Origin of the sequence: Acinetobacter sp. YH12137 (assembly GCF_013418535.1) — a bacterium.
Lineage (GTDB): Bacteria > Pseudomonadota > Gammaproteobacteria > Pseudomonadales > Moraxellaceae > Acinetobacter.
Genome location: NZ_VPBW01000027.1, coordinates 1 through 16,059, shown reverse-complemented (window position 1 = coordinate 16,059; position 16,059 = coordinate 1). Strand labels below are relative to the sequence as shown.

General features: G+C 34.0%; 14 protein-coding genes and 1 pseudogene. 11 read left to right on the top strand and 4 right to left on the bottom strand.

All coding sequences use genetic code 11. The features are described from left to right. The first annotated feature begins 2 nt into the window (after positions 1 to 2). From FTU72_RS12105 to FTU72_RS12055, 11 genes are all read left to right on the top strand, one after another. Positions 3 to 428, top strand: a complete 426-nt coding sequence (locus FTU72_RS12105; RefSeq protein WP_180052928.1) for an FdtA/QdtA family cupin domain-containing protein — start codon at positions 3 to 5, stop codon at positions 426 to 428. A gap of 94 nt (positions 429 to 522) precedes the next feature. Next, positions 523 to 1,611 (top strand): acyltransferase, encoded by a 1,089-nt coding sequence (locus tag FTU72_RS12100; protein ID WP_180052927.1) that lies wholly within the window; start codon positions 523 to 525, stop codon positions 1,609 to 1,611. Between the two features lie 87 nt (positions 1,612 to 1,698). Beyond that, on the top strand, positions 1,699 to 2,814 hold the full coding sequence (locus FTU72_RS12095; RefSeq protein ID WP_180052926.1) for a DegT/DnrJ/EryC1/StrS aminotransferase family protein: 1,116 nt from the start codon (positions 1,699 to 1,701) through the stop codon (positions 2,812 to 2,814). Next, positions 2,815 to 4,059: an O-antigen translocase gene (locus tag FTU72_RS12090; protein WP_180052925.1), complete on the top strand. Its 1,245-nt coding sequence runs from the start codon at positions 2,815 to 2,817 to the stop codon at positions 4,057 to 4,059. It begins immediately after the preceding gene. Positions 4,060 to 4,074: 15 nt separating this feature from the next. After that, a complete protein-coding gene (locus tag FTU72_RS12085) occupies positions 4,075 to 4,962 on the top strand; it encodes a glycosyltransferase (protein WP_180052924.1) in 888 nt (295 codons plus the stop codon). Positions 4,963 to 5,093: 131 nt separating this feature from the next. Beyond that, positions 5,094 to 6,236 carry an O-antigen ligase gene (locus tag FTU72_RS12080; RefSeq protein ID WP_180052923.1) on the top strand — a complete coding sequence of 381 codons (1,143 nt, stop codon included), beginning with the start codon at positions 5,094 to 5,096 and terminating at the stop codon, positions 6,234 to 6,236. 2 nt (positions 6,237 to 6,238) lie between these two features. Beyond that, positions 6,239 to 7,108 carry a glycosyltransferase family 2 protein gene (locus FTU72_RS12075; RefSeq protein WP_180012099.1) on the top strand — a complete coding sequence of 290 codons (870 nt, stop codon included), beginning with the start codon at positions 6,239 to 6,241 and terminating at the stop codon, positions 7,106 to 7,108. Continuing rightward, positions 7,105 to 8,259: a glycosyltransferase family 4 protein gene (locus tag FTU72_RS12070; protein WP_180052922.1), complete on the top strand. Its 1,155-nt coding sequence runs from the start codon at positions 7,105 to 7,107 to the stop codon at positions 8,257 to 8,259. Before FTU72_RS12075 ends, FTU72_RS12070 begins: the two co-directional genes overlap by 4 nt. A 71-nt stretch (positions 8,260 to 8,330) precedes the next feature. Beyond that, complete coding sequence (locus FTU72_RS12065) at positions 8,331 to 9,296, top strand: GNAT family N-acetyltransferase (RefSeq protein WP_257220270.1); 966 nt, start codon at positions 8,331 to 8,333, stop codon at positions 9,294 to 9,296. Between the two features lie 843 nt (positions 9,297 to 10,139). Next, complete coding sequence (locus FTU72_RS12060; RefSeq protein ID WP_180052934.1) at positions 10,140 to 10,778, top strand: sugar transferase; 639 nt, start codon at positions 10,140 to 10,142, stop codon at positions 10,776 to 10,778. A 221-nt stretch (positions 10,779 to 10,999) separates the two neighbouring features. After that, positions 11,000 to 11,822 (top strand): IS5 family transposase gene (locus FTU72_RS12055; protein ID WP_180012291.1). Its coding sequence is split into 2 segments (ribosomal slippage): positions 11,000 to 11,380 and positions 11,382 to 11,822, totalling 822 coding nucleotides; the frame shifts between segments, so codons are not numbered across the junction. A 191-nt stretch (positions 11,823 to 12,013) separates the two neighbouring features. Here the strand turns inward: FTU72_RS12055 and FTU72_RS12050 are convergent. The 4 genes and pseudogenes from FTU72_RS12050 to FTU72_RS12035 all read right to left on the bottom strand — a co-directional run. Further along, the gene (locus FTU72_RS12050; protein ID WP_180052921.1) at positions 12,014 to 14,200 is read right to left on the bottom strand and encodes a polysaccharide biosynthesis tyrosine autokinase; all 2,187 of its coding nucleotides are present in this window, start codon (positions 14,198 to 14,200) and stop codon (positions 12,014 to 12,016) included. 16 nt (positions 14,201 to 14,216) lie between these two features. Further along, positions 14,217 to 14,645 (bottom strand): low molecular weight protein-tyrosine-phosphatase, encoded by a 429-nt coding sequence (locus FTU72_RS12045; RefSeq protein WP_180052920.1) that lies wholly within the window; start codon positions 14,643 to 14,645, stop codon positions 14,217 to 14,219. Position 14,646: 1 nt separating this feature from the next. Next, positions 14,647 to 15,714: a polysaccharide biosynthesis/export family protein gene (locus tag FTU72_RS12040; RefSeq protein WP_180052919.1), complete on the bottom strand. Its 1,068-nt coding sequence runs from the start codon at positions 15,712 to 15,714 to the stop codon at positions 14,647 to 14,649. Positions 15,715 to 15,827: 113 nt separating this feature from the next. After that, positions 15,828 to 16,059, bottom strand: a pseudogene (locus FTU72_RS12035) (IS982 family transposase); the annotation flags it as partial.

The following is a 16,059-nucleotide window of genomic DNA, read 5'->3' as shown; positions in this document are numbered from 1 at the left end:
TCATGAACTTAATTAAGTGGATTGAATTACCTAACCTAGGAGATCACCGCGGCAGTCTGATCGTCGCAGAAGCCCATCGGAATATACCCTTCAGTATACAGCGGCTTTATTATATTGCTGGTGCTCAACCTGATGTTCCACGCGGATTCCATGCACATAAGCAACTTCGACAGATTGCTTTTGGAATTCAAGGGAGCTGTAAAATGCTGATGGATAATGGCAGAGAAAAACAGGAAGTTTTAATCGCTCAATCTAATAAAGGATTATTGATCCCACCTATGGTTTGGCATGAGATGCATGATTTTTCAGAAGATTGCATCCTATTAGTACTGGCAAGTGATTACTATGATGAAAGTGATTACATTCGTAATTATGACCAGTTTCTAAAAGAAGTAGGCCGGACTTTGGTTGAGCAGATCATTAAATAATAAAATTAATTCATTAGAATGAAGGCCTTGCTAAAGAAGAAGCTTCAAAAGATAGAATTAAAAAATAATAATAAATATCAAGGAGATATATGACGTGATTAAGCCGCTTACATCATTGCGTATGTTTTTCGCACTTTTTGTTTTTCTGAGTCATTTGGCTTTTCTAAAAGAAACAGACTATGCCAATATTTTTAATAGTATTTTTGACGAAGGCTTTTTAGGGGTCAGCTTTTTCTTTATTTTGAGTGGATTTATCTTAGCCTACAATTATAAAGAAAAGTTTTTAATCGGAAATATTTCGAAAAGAGAATTTTATATTTCTCGTTTAGCCAGAATATATCCCGTACATATTGCCACAACAGCACTGGTATTTTTATTAACTTTTGCTCAGTCTGGGAAGGGTTGGGAATATTTAATACAGCATGTTTTTCTGATACAAAGCTTTTTTACAGCAGAAGAAATCCATTTCTCATTGAATTCTCCTTCCTGGAGTATCTCTGATGAAATGTTCTTCTACCTGCTGTTTCCATTTGCATTTTTGATTTCTGAAAAAATCAGAAGTTATATTTTTATACTATATCTTATAGGTATTTTGATTCTAAATATTCAGCTTGATAAAAATCAGGATCACTATTGGTTATATATTTCACCATATGTGCGTTTTTCTGACTTTTTGTTGGGTATTATCCTGTTTGATATTTTTGAAAAAGTAAAAGTGGGCTATTCCAAAATTAAGCAACCTATAGTTATATTTGAATTAGGAGCTATTTTACTTTTTGTTTTATTCTTTGTATTTCATAATAAAATAGATATAAGTTACAGGTATTCAATTTATTATTGGGTGCCTATGGCAGCAATTATTTTAATTTTTGCCCTGTCTCATGTTATTCAGAAAAAAAGTATAATTACCCAGTTTTTATCAAATAAATACATGGTATTAGCAGGGGAAATCAGTTTTTCTTTTTACTTGCTACATGTTTTGGAAATACAAATTTTAAATTATATAAGAAAAATATTTTCATTGAATATGGACTTAATGCTGTTTTCCTTTTTTATATTTATTGTCACTCTAATCGCTAGCTTTTTAATGTATAGGTTTATTGAAAAACCATTAAATAAGAAAGTAAAACAATTTTTATTGGAGCCAAGCTTTAAATCTAAAGGTTATGAACTAAATAAATAGGATTATATTTAAATACTATAGGTATATTAATTTTAATTAATATGAGATTAAAAAATAAATATAAATTTTTATATGAGATTGATAAGAATGATTCCTTTTCTTGATCTGAAAGCAATAAATACTCAATACCGTGATCAACTGATTGCAGCTTGCACTCAGGTAATCGACTCTGGTTGGTATATCTGTGGCAAAGAATTAGAAAAATTTGAGCATAATTTTGCAAATTATTGTGGAACACGATATGCCATAGGTGTTGCTAATGGCTTAGATGCGCTTATTTTAACGCTACGCGCATGGAAAGAATTAGGAAAACTCCATGAAGGAGATGAAGTTATTGTCCCGTCAAATACCTATATTGCAAGTATCTTAGCTATTTCACAGAATAATCTGAAACCGGTACTGGTTGAACCGGATATAACGACTTTTAATATTGATACCAAGAAAATTGAAGCAGCCATAACTCCAAAAACAAAGGTAATTTTGCTTGTGCATTTATATGGACAACTTGCGGCAATGCCAGAAATTATGGCCATTGCCAAAAAATATAACTTGCTGGTTTTAGAAGATTCGGCCCAAGGTCATGGTGCTGAAATAAATGGTCAAAAAGCAGGAAATTGGGGAGATGCTGCAGGTTTCAGTTTTTATCCTGGTAAAAACTTAGGCGCACTCGGTGATGGAGGAGCAATTACCACCAACGATGCTGAGTTAGCGCAGATGCTTAAAGCTATACGTAATTATGGTTCACATGAAAAATATAAAAACCTGGTACCAGGTGTAAATAGTCGTCTTGATGAAATTCAGGCTGCCATCCTGAATGTGAAACTTAAATTTTTAGATCAGGAGAATCAGCATCGTCGGCATATTGCAGATCTATATTTAAAAGAAATTCATAATCCCGCAATTGAGCTCCCATGCAAAAATATAGATACCGAGACTTATGCTCAACATGTCTGGCATTTATTTGTGATCAGAACAAAATATCGGGAAAAATTACAACAATATTTAGCAGAAAACGGAGTACAGACACTCATTCATTATCCAATTCCACCTCATCAGCAGCAGGCTTATCAGGAATGGAATGGCTTAAGTTTTCCAGTTTCAGAACAGATTCATGCGGAGGTCCTAAGCTTACCGATTGGACCCACTTTATCTATGGATGAAGCAAAGCAGGTTGTTCAGTTATGTAATGGTTTTCAGGCATAGATGAATCTATTTAGGACCAGTGTACTGAATGGTGTAGCCGTTTTGATTAAAACCATCACCATGTTTGTACTAAATAAAATTCTGGCTGTATATCTAGGACCCACTGGATATGCAGCGATCGGCCAATTCCAGAATTTTATTCAAATGGTGACGACCTTTGCTGGTAGTGCCATTAATACCGCAGTAGTTAAATATACGGCTGAATATCATGAAGATGAGACTAAACAACGAGCAGTCTGGAAAACAGCAGGAAGTATTGTTTTTCTATTTAGTTTCATTTTTGCGGTTCTCATACTTATTTTTCAAAAGCAGCTGGCATTATATATATTTCAATCACTTAAATACCAAACGATTTTTATATGGTTTGCTGTTTTTTTAATATTTTTCAATTTCAATACGCTATTTTTAGCCATATTGAATGGAAAAAAAGAAATTTTAAAGCTGGTGCTTGCAAATATTGCCGGTAGTTTATTTGCACTTGTAATCACTGGTGTTTTGGCAATCAAGCTGCAGTTATATGGGGCTTTAATTGCATTATCCATCTATCAGTCAATTGCATTTATAGTGACATTAATACTCTGTCATAGAGCAGACTGGTTTGAGTTTTCCTCCCTATTAGGAAAAATAGACCTAGGAATTACCAAAAAATTTGCCTCATTTATTCTCATGGCATTAGTCAGTGCAATCTGTGTGCCGCTATCGCAAATGTTAATTCGGGCTTACTTAACCCAAGAATTTAGTCTGGCTTATGCAGGTTATTGGGAAGCGATGATCCGTCTAAGCACAGTATATCTTTTGCTCGTAACCACTACATTAGGCGTGTATTACTTACCGCGCTTATCAGAACTCAATGCGATTGATGAAATTAAGAAAGAGGTCTATTTAGGCTATAAGTTTATTTTTCCACTTGCTGTTGTAGGTGGAATTTGTGTTTTCATACTACGTGATTGGATTATCAACTTATTATTTAGTTCATCTTTTGCCCCTATGCAGAATTTATTTCTTTGGCAAATGATGGGAGATGCCTTGAAGATAGGAAGCTGGATACTGGCTTATTTAATGCTCAGCAAAGCAATGACTAAACTCTATATTTGTACAGAGATTATATTTACAGTGTCTCTCCTTGCTTTAACTTATATATGTACTCAAGTATTTGGTTTCGAAGGTGTTTCTATTGCCCATCTCATAAATTATGGGCTGTATTGGATCGTAATCAGTTTATTTATATTTAAACAATTAAAATAAAGAGGGAATAATATGATGATAAGTGAACAACCCTTAGTCTCTATAGTTATACCAAGTTATAATCATGAAAGGTTTATACGTGATAGCATCAAGAGTGTCATTGACCAGTCTTATCAGAATATTGAGTTAATTATTATTGATGATGGATCTACAGATGCTTCAGTAGAAAAAATACAAGAATTAATTCCATTATGTGAAAAACGATTTACCCGATTTGAGTTTAGACATCGTCCAAATAAGGGCTTAAGCGCAACTCTAAATGAAGCATTAGAATGGGCACAGGGGGAATATTTTTCCTCCCTTGCTTCTGATGATATAATTTTAAAAGATAAAATAAAAATACAAACCAAATTTCTAAGCCAGAATAGGAACTGTATAGCTGTATTTGGAGGAGTATCAATTATTGATAATGATTCTAATCTTGTGAAAAATAGAGTTAAAAAAAGAAAAAGTTATACCTTTGATCAGATTTTATTGTTAGAACATGATTTGCCGGCTACTACACAACTTATTCGTACTCAAGCTTTAAAAAAAATAGGCGGCTATAACGCAGAAGTACAAATAGAAGACTGGTATATGTGGCTGCTTTTAGCGCAAGAAGGGGAGTTATGCTATCTTCCTGTGCTTTTTGCAAAGTATAGGTTGCATGACAATAATATGCATAAGCAAACGACTCTTATGCACGATTCAAGAATGATGATTCTAAGTGAATATCAGAATCATACTTTATTTAATAAAGCAAAAAAGAGAGCTTTGTGGATTAATGCATTTGAATTAGGGCTATTATCTAAAAAGAAATCATTAGAAAAGATGATAAAAATTTTAAAAGAATATCCTACAGAAATTTTAACATATGATTTTTTTAGATTTTTTTATTGGCTCTTAATAAAAAAAGATTTTTAATAATTAAAAAATTTTATATAAATAATTATATTTTAACTATGTTTAATAAAATAATTTAGTTAGTAATATAAAAATATTAATCATTTCTTTTGCTGATTCTAGGCATTAGATAATAATAAAAGGAATGGATAATGATTATTTTAAATGAAAGCAATTCAAAAAATAACATTATTTTTTTAGATGATATTAATTTAAAAGATAAAGTAGTCATATACTTTATCTTACTATCATTTTTCTTATCTCAATTTTATTTTTGGTCTAGTGGGGTTCCACAATTTAGTCACCTTTTTATTATGGCGGCTATATTTTTATTATTCAGCCGTAGCTCAAAAATAACCATCGAATACTCAAGTGTAGCCTTAATCTTTGTCGCATATACAGTTTGTGTAAATTTTGCTTGGTATTTGATCGTTCTAGATCCCAGTTATATGGTTTCTACCATTTACTGGATCTTTAACTTGTTGTTTTTTTTATTATTAATGAATTTGAGTTCCTCTCAAGTTAACTTTTTTTATGAAAAAATACTGTTTCTTATTCCATTTTCCTATGTAATAGAAATTGCGATCTGGGCAAGTGGATTAGGTCGTTACAATTTTGAACCACGATACAATGGTCTTTTTAATGATCCCAATCAGATGGCATTTTGGGTTTTAACTACCTGTGCTATTTTTTTATATATTTCTGAAAGTAATTTAAAAAAGATAACCGTTTATTTTTTAGCTTTATTCTTAATTCTATTGACCATGTCAAGGTCTGCTTCAATTGGCTTCTTAATGCTGACTTTAGGATTTATATTTAGTCAAAAAGGGGATCTGAATAAAAGAATATTTGTATTTTTTGGCATATTAGTCATTTTTAGTACCCTCAGTTACTTTTTATATCATTTAGGGGCTTTTGATAGTGTGGTTCTGCGTTTTGTCGAAGGCCTGGATCAAAAAGACAGCCAGGCAGAAGGACGAGGTCTTTTTAACTTCCTTGAATATCCTCAATATTTAATTTTTGGTGCTGGCCAAGGTGCGCACTGGTTATATAACCCGAAAGGGAACGAAATTCATTCAACTTGGTTAGGTATCCTTTTTTATTATGGGATCGTCGGCATTTCTTTATTTTTAATCTTTTTATATCAAATATTTAAAAAATTATCATTTTCAAACAAGTTGATATTCTTGGGGCCGATGCTATATGGGTTTACAACTTATAGCGCAAGAACACTGATTTTTTGGTTTTTATTGGCCGCTTTTTTGCTATTTTCAAATAATAATAAGGAAGAATAAATATGTATATTTCTATAGGAATACCATTTTTTAATGCTGAAAAATATTTAGAAGATGCCATTAAATCGGTATTAGCGCAAACTTTTCAAAATTGGGAATTAATTCTGGTAGATGATGGGTCAACAGACCGATCTTTAGAGATTGCCCGCTCATTTAATGATCCGAGAATCCGTATCATAGCTGATGGGCATAATAGAAGATTACCCTACCGCTTAAATCAGATTATCAATGAAGCAAAATATGATTTTATTGCACGTATGGATGCCGATGATTTAATGGCAGTCGATCGTCTTGAAAAACAGATTAAAGTACTAAATGAAAATCCAGATATTGATGTTGTAGTCACCAGCTTATATTCAATTGGAGACAAGAATGAAATTTTAGGAAAGAGAATCTATTCTAATCATCAAATGCAGCCCAAAGAAATTTTGCAAGGTGTTACTAATATCCTGCATCCTTCATTACTTGCCCGAAAGGAGTGGTGTAAAAGAAACCCGTACCAAGTCGATAATTGCTTAGCTGAAGATTATGAACTATGGCTTTCAGCTGCGATAAAAAATGATTTTAATTACGTCGTTTTACAGGAACCTTTATATTTTTATAGAGAAGTTGAAAATGTAAAAAAAGAAAAAATGATCCGTGGTTATAATACCCAGATCGGAGTAATCAATAAATATTATAATAGTACTATTTCCGATCTTGAAAAAAATAAGATTGTTTTAAAGTTTGAAATTAAAAAAATTATTGTAAAAGTACTAAATTTTTTGAACTTAATGCAGATACTACATAAGCGTAGAGTTACATCAGTCTCTGACTCCGATAAAAATTTTTATGCTGCACAATTAGAACTCATAGAGCGTATAAAGCCATGATCTCTAAAAAAATTATCATCATTGGAACGACTGCCTCTAATCTTTACGGTTTTCGAAAAGATTTTATTTTGTCTTGTCTGGCACAGAATTATCATGTTTATGCCTTTGTATCTGAATATACAAATGAATGGTTGGCCAAAATTCAAGATTTAGGAGTCACCTTAGTGACATATCAGCTTAGTCGAGGAGGATTGAATCCCTTGGCTGATCTACGTTCAACTTATCAGCTGGCTAAAAAAATAAAAGAAATTCAACCTGATATCGTATTCTCATATTCAACTAAGCCTGTTATCTATGCAACGCTAGCCGCCTATAAGACTAAAGTGCCTTATATTTATGGCATGATTGAAGGACTAGGCTCACCTTTTACTATTCATAAATATGGTCAAAGCTTAAAGGCTAAATTCATACGTTTTGTACAGGTGTCACTATATCGGCTTGCATTTCCATATCTAGATAAAATTATTTTTTTAAATCATGATGATCCTAAGGATTTAGTCCATCATTATAATTTGCCACATAAAAAAAACGCGATTGAAGTCTTGGGGCCAATTGGTCTTAATTTACAAGATTATGCTTATACAAAATGGAATAATCAGAACAATATATCATTTATATTTATAGCTCGATTGATCGCTGAAAAGGGAATATTTGAATATATAGAAGCAGCAAGAATAGTAAAAAGAAAATATCCTGAAGTTGTATTTAAAATTATTGGTGGATTAGATCCTGAAAATCCAACTGGCTTAAAGCAAGCTGAATTAGATCAGCTAATACAAACAGGTATTATCGATTATAGTGGTTTTGTGACTGACGTAGACCGAAGAATACGTAATAGCGCAGTTTTTGTATTGCCGTCTTATTATCGAGAGGGGGTGCCCCGTAGTACACAAGAAGCAATGGCTATAGGACGTCCGGTAATCACCACCGATGTTCCAGGCTGCAATGAGACTGTAGTTGATGGATTGACAGGTTTCCTTATTCCTAAATGGGATGTGGCTGCATTGGTAGAGAAAATGACTTATTTTATAGAACATCCTGAACAAATAAATAAAATGGGCTATCAAGGATTTCTCTATGCTAGAAAGAATTTTAATGCGGATCATATAAACCATAGACTATTACAAATGATGGGCATTAATAGGCTTTAAAAAAGTAATAGTATTTTCCTTAATAAATAGAAAATTATATTTGATTTAAAAATAATAACTGGGATATAGATATGGGTATTATAATGAAAGAGGACTTAGGTTTTCAAATACATAAATATGAAGCTTCAGATAAAATAATATGGAATGAGTTTTTATTAAAATGTAAAAATTATCATTTTATGTTTAATCGCGACTTTATGGAATATCATGCTGATCGATTTGAGGATTTCTCACTAATATTTAAAAATGAAAAAGGGAAAATTGTAGCTTTATTGCCTGGAAATATCAAAGATAATATTTTTTATAGTCATCAAGGTTTAACTTTTGGTGGTTTTTTAATTACTAGAGATGTTCATGCCGCTGACATGCTAGAATTATTTAATTTATTAAAAATTTATTTAAAACAAAAAAATATTGATAAGATTATATATAAATGCATTCCTGTTATTTATCATAATTATCCTGCTCAAGAAGACTTGTACGCTTTATTTCGAAATGATGCCAAGCTTTATCGACGAGATATTAGTGTTTCTATTGCTCTAAATGAAGAATATTCATACTCAGAAAGTAAAAGAAGATCAGTCAATAAGCTTAAAAAAAATGGGGTCAGCTGTGAGGAAGTAGATCAACCTAGTATGGTTTGGGGAGTAATCCGGGAAGTACTCCATCAGCATCATAACCAACAACCTGTACATAATGAAGATGAAATAGATTTATTAAAAAGTCGTTTCCCTAATAATATAAGAGCATATAAATGTTGTCTTGATGGAAATATTGTGGCAGGAGCAGTGACTTTTGAAACTGAAAGAGTAGTTCATACTCAATATTTGGCTAGTAATGATAAAGGTAGAGAGAAAAAGGTATTAGATTATCTCATTGATCATTTAATAGAAAAAAGTAAGAAAAATGCCAAAATATTTGATTTCGGTACTTCTAATGAAAATGAAGGGAAATACTTAAACATTGGATTGATTGATCAAAAAGAAAGATTTGGTGCACGTGGTATTGTGCATGATTATTATAGTATAGATTTATGATCACCTAATTTTAACTTGAATTATTCCACCTCATTATTATTAGAGGTGGATTTCTAGTTTTCTTAAATTTTTTTATCTTATCTGGTTTTATATATTTAAGACGGTCTCAATAGAATAAAAATAACGTTATCTTGATTGTATAATTAATTAGAAATATATTTAATTATAAGCTTAAAATAGTATTTTATTGTGATATAAGACTCATTATTTATAAATAAATTACATTTTGTCACATTTTATTTAGTGTGAGATTTGCTATATTTTAAAAAATTATTTACCTTAATAATGAAATATATTTCATTATTAACTGATCTAGTGTAATTATAAATTATTTATTTTAATTTAATATAAGTGGCTAATATTTATAGAAAAAATATAAACTTAAGTTTTTTATTAGGTGAAATTTAACTAAATTTAGTTAAATATATATTTTAATAAAAATAATAATAATATTTCTAAAAAACTAAAATATGAAATTGGCTAACAATAGTCTCTCTACTTTAATAAAAATACAATTGATATGATGCGTAGATAGACATAGTGAGGTGTTTATTAATGGATCTACAACAAGAAAAAAATAAGATCGAAAACTTTGTAAAAAGCTCTATTACAACACGTAAATCGTTATTTATTGAAAAAGATAATATTTTCTTAAAAAAAAATCTTGTAGAAAAAGAAGGGTATAAGAACCAAATCATTCAATTTTCTCCACGGATAAATAAAGTGGCTAAGCTAGAGAAAAAAAAATCCTGGTATTATCGGGGGAAGAAAGATCTAATTTTAAAAAATGCCTTAACATCTTACCCTCATCTATATTCTAGTGCTGACCTTTTTAGGAGTGATATAAAAGTTGTTAAGCGATTAATCGATATTATTATTTCTCTTACTGCTATATTTATATTGTTGCCAGTTTTTATCGTCATTGCTTATAAAGTACGTAGAAATCTAGGCTCACCAATTTTCTTCTATCAAGAACGACCTGGTAAAAATGGAAAGCTCTTTAAAATGATTAAGTTTCGGTCTATGAGAAATGCATTCGATCAGGATGGTAATCCTTTACCAGATAAATTTCGAATTACACCATTTGGTCAAAAATTACGTTCTACCAGCTTGGACGAAATGCCTCAGCTTATAAATGTCTTAAAAGGTGATATGAGTATTGTTGGGCCTAGACCTCAAATGAAAGAATTTCTAGAACATTATACCGCTGAACAAATGCGAAGACATGAGGTAAACCCCGGCATGACAGGGCTTGCCCAAGTCAGTGGACGTAATAACTTATCTTGGGAAGAAAAATTCGACTTAGATGTTCAATACGTTGAGCAAAATAACATTTGGCTAGATTTTAAAATTATGTTTAAAACAGCTAAGGTGATGTTTAATCAAGAAGGAATTAATGCGCCAGATCAAGAAGTTGGTGCTGCACGATTTTGTAGAAAGGAGGTTACTGAAAACCATTTACGTGCAAAAGAAGTGAAATAATTTAATAAAGTTCATTATTACTAAAAAATATTTTTAACTTCTTCTAATTATTTTTTAGAAGATTCCTTTTATTTTAATAAAGGTTTATTATTTTTTTAATTATTTCTGGTTGAAATATATTAATCTTATTATTAGATACTTTTATTAGTTATAGTGGATGTCTAAGAAACTTTTTATAATAGACCTCTTGCGAAAGTAAAAACTGCCTCAATATAGATTTCATGAAATATCAGAAATTAAATCGTTTTTCAGATTCTGAATTCCAGCGCTTGGTTGGTGTACCTCGAGCAGTTTTTAGTGAAATGGTCGAAGTTTTAAAAGAAGCAGAATCACTTAAAAAGAAATTAGGGCGTCCTCATACTTTAGCTATAGAGGATCAATTATTATTAACACTCAATTACTTACGGAGCTACAACACCCAATTGGAATTGGCGGCAAATTACCATATCGCTGAAAGTAATGTGAATCGAACTATTAAAAAGGTTGAAGATGCATTAATGAAATCAAGACGTTTTACCCTGCCAAAACGAAGCATTACCACAGCAGACGAACAATTTAACTGGGTAATTATTGATGCGACAGAATGTTTAATAGAACGCCCGAAAAAAAAATCAGAGTAAGTTCTACAGTGGTAAAAAGAAGAAACATACGTTAAAAGCCCAAGTGATCTATCATCCGAAGAGCAAACAAATCATAGGAGTAGATATATCGTCTGGCAGTCAGCATGATATTAAATTGGCAAGAAAAACAGTTAAGAAATTCAAACATTGTGACTATGTTATGACCGATTTAGGGTACTATGGGTTAGAGCAAGATGGCTTTAAATTATTGATGCCAATAAAGAAAAAGAAGAATTTACCCTTATTTGATGCTGAGACAAATTACAATAAAATGATTGGAAAAATACGAGTTGTAATCGAACACATTAACAGTCAATTGAAAAGATTTAGAATACTAAGTGAACGCTATCGAAATAGACGGAAAAGATTCGGTTTACGCATTAACTTAATCGCTGCACTGGTAAACCGGATGAACTTGCAATAACGACTTTCGCAAGAGATCTAATTATTTTTAATTTTATCAGTCATTATAAGACTATAACTAACTTCATAGTAGGATAAATATAAAAAGCTTCAAACTAATTTGATTACTCTACCTTAGTTTGAAGCTTTATGATAACAATGAGGTTATCTTTATATTTAAGACAAATTTAATTGCTATGAATTAAATTTATCTTAATCACCATCTTTTGAAGCTTTATAGGCATAGGCATAATTATAGCCATAGCCATAACCTGCACTTGAACGCTGAATATCATTCAAGATCACGCCATTGACCTTGACGCCAGCCTGTTCAAAGCGATTGACGGTTAATTCCAGCTCTTTCATCTGAGTCTGTGCATAACGTGCAATCAATAAATTCACACCTGCATGTTGCGAGATGATAATCCCGTCAGTCACTGCAAGAATAGGTGAAGTATCAATCAGGATATGATCATATTGACTGGATAACTGAGTCAGCATTTCCCCAAATAATGGAGTACTGAGTAACTCGGATGGATTCACTGGGCTTTTGCCCCGAGTCAATAGATCTAATCCTGGTATATCAGTTGCTTTGACGACCTGATTTAAATTGACTTGCTTATTTAAATACTCGGACAGACCCGGTTGAGGCGTCTGATTAAAGTATTTATGGATATAACCGCGACGTAAGTCTGCATCAATCAAAAGTACACGTTTCTGGCTTTGTGCCAAAATTGCAGCCAGATTGGTCGAGATAAAAGATTTACCCACTTCTGGTGCAGGCCCAGAAATCATCACAATATTGTTTCGTGCATTGCTCAAGGCAAAATGAATTGCAGTACGCATACTGCGCAGACTCTCAATCGCAATATCATCACTGTTTTTAACCGCCAGGATAGGAATATATTTTTTCTTCTTGGCCAGCTTGATATAGCCATTTTGGACAGGCGAGCGAGGTACTGTTGCATATACCGGCAAATCTAGTTCATTTTCAATTTGACTGGAATCTTTAATGCCTGAACGTAGCATGTTGCGTAGCAGTGCCAGCAAGGTACCCAGGAAACCACCCAAGAAGATGGATAAAATCAGGATTTGCAGTTTTTTCGGCTTGATCGGTTGCAATGGTTCTACGGCAGTATCCACTACCCGTACATTACCAATTTCACCGGCTTTGGCGATTCGTAGCTGCTGGTAAGAGTTTAACAGTGCAGTATACAGTTGCTGTTTCACTTCAACTTCACGGAACAGTTGTAAGTATCGGCGTTGCAGGTCTGGTAGCTGCTTTAAAGTCCCTTCCAGTTCAGCAATTCTTTTATTGATCGCACCAAGCTGTGCATTCATCTGCTGCATCACCGGATGTTCATTGGTGTATTTGGCAGAAGCCTCAGCCACTTGCTGTTCGAGCTGTGCTTTCTGGGTTTCCAGGCTAATACTTTGGGTCAGATACAGTTCCGACTCTTTGGTGACATCGACCGTGTTGAATTGCTGACGGAAAGTATTGAATTCTCGCTCAGCTACATCCAGTTGTTGGCGCAATTCAGGTAACTGTTCATCCAGAAACTTAAGTGTTTGGGCCGTTTCTGCAGAACGACGTTCAATATTTTGATGGCTATAGGCAGCCAGAATGGCATTGAGAACCTCAGTAATATGCTGTTTATCCGTACCCTGATAATTCAGGCCTAATACACCGGTCATTTTGCCTTTTTCTGCAACCGAGTAATTGGCGAGAATTGATTTTACTGCAGCGGGGAGGGATTGCTTTTGAACAAGATAAGGTGCCTTGAACTGGTCCTGGCTATAAATGGCAACTTTCCACTCACCATGTCCGGACTGTAATTGACTGCGCTGGTTTAATGGCGCAGAGAATACCACCTGTTCTGTGGCCGGATCAGTTAAAGTGTATTTACCTTGCTGAAAGTCAAGACGTAAATTTTTGTCATGAAAATAAGCCGGTACTTCAAACTGACGAATATCAAAGGATTTAGCATTGTCCTTAAACAGAACAGATGTTTTGCTATATTCGGTCTGATAGTCATGCGGTGACAGTAAACGGTCAGTAAAGCTGTTTTCAGTTCCTGCAATCCGAAGATCTAAATTTAAAGCCTGAATGGCAGAACCTAGCACCAGGCGCGATTTTAACAGTTCTATTTCTGCCTGAGCAGGCTGCTTTTGCTCTATCATATTGGATAGATCACCTAATAAGGCAGCAGAAGTCCCTTTATTCTCTTCGACCTGTACCAGCGCATCGACCGAATAGGTGTCCGGTGTGACTCTTAAATACAGCAATGCGCAGATCACGCTTAAGATGACGCACAGGGCAATCAGCTTCCACTGGGCAATGAGTGAAAAAAATAATTCTTTTAAGTCTATCGTATCTTCAGTATTGCTATTTTGGCTCATAATCTTGATTTCAAATTTAAATATATTGTTTCCAGTCCGCAATACAATTCTGTATTAACTGGCAGGTATCATCAAATACAGCTTGCTCATGCTGATAGGGATCAGCGATATTTTTACTTTGCCAGTGTCCCAAACGGAAAGTTTTACCTTTGGCAAAAGGCCAAGTCTGTTCAATATGTTTTTGTTGGTTTTGACTCATCACCAAGACCAAGTCGGCCCGTTTAATCATCTCGGCATTGAGTTTTCTGGCGATATGCGGACTCATATCAATCCCCAAACGTTGCATGCATAGACTGGCTTTTTCATCCGCTGCATGCCCGATCAAACCCGAAATACCCGCAGATTCAATCTGCAATTGCGGATACTGCTGTTTTAAAAAGTATTCGGCCATCGGGCTGCGGCAAATATTACCAATACATACTACAAGGACATTTTGAATTTTCATATTAATTGCCCAGATTATTGGCTGTATTAATAAGTCCAGAAAAAGGAACTATCTGATTAATTACACGTTGCCAACGCGCCAGACCAGAAGCATCGATATAGACGATATCATTACTGCGCATCTTAAACTGATTGGCCAGACCGAAGTCGGCAATACTACTCAAGTCCATATGATAAACTTCGGTATGGACTGCATTGGGTTGGCTACGGACCACATAAATTTTACTACGACTGGCAGAAAGCGGATTTAAACCTAAACTTTCACCTAATACATCACTTAGGCTCATGCCCTGATCGCGCATGGGTAGTGACTGGTTTTTGCCAGATTCACCCATGACATAAATTTTTTGATTTTCGCGATTGTTTACGTATAAAGTGTCATTTGGCTGAATCAGCAAGTTATGCAGTGACAGCCCTGCTTTTTCCAGTTCCAGGCTATTCAGTTGATAAGAACGTCCCTGACGCACTAGAGTCATGGAGGTGTTATCGCCTTGTTGAGCATTGACCCCACCTGCCATACCTAAAGCCATATAGATACTCACGGGCTGATCGCTGAGATAAAATTGCCCGCCTTTCATGACATTGCCCTGAACGGAATAGCGCCGGCCTTGATAGGACAGAACTCGCACAATCACATCCGGAGTTTTTAAATAACGTGACAGCTGGCTGCGTAATTCGCGGTTAACTTGAGTCAGGGATTTGCCTGCAGCCTTGTAGCGGCCTATCATCGGGAAGTGAATATAACCACTTTGGTCAATTTGGTAGCCTTCACTTCCTGAAATATCTGGATAGGCCCATAGGGAAATAGATAAAATATCACCCGGACTCAAACTATAGCTACGATGCGGGGTGCTAAACAAATGGGCATAGTCTTGTTGAATATTTTGTACAGCAGGCTGAACGGCCAGCATAGAGTCCTGGGTGAGTTTAATCACATTGACTGAAGTGCCGAGTTCGGTTTGATAAATACCTTCTGCTGGTAGATCATAAGTTTGCAGACCAGAGGTAACTGCACAACCGGTCAAAGTGAGACCGCAAGTCAGTAAAAAAGCCAGTTGAATTTGTCGCACATGAAATCCCGTTTTTAATATTTAATTCGTTAAATCTGCGATATTCTACCTGAGAATTTTGATTTTATTATAACAAAATGTATCTGATTTTAACTGAATAACCCGAATCCTGCTTAAGCCGATGACTTCATAATTTGAATTGTTGGCTTATTTTTATGGATCAGTTGATATGCACACAAGGACGCGTAAATCCCTCCTAGAAATCCATGAACACTACCTGCTTTGCTTGTCACTAAATTGTACTGACCTTTCAATAAACTGAATAAAGTCTCTATCTTATTGCGCTGTTTTAAGTGATATTTATCTGACTCAGAAAGTTGTATAGCCTGCATATTTTTTCGATGA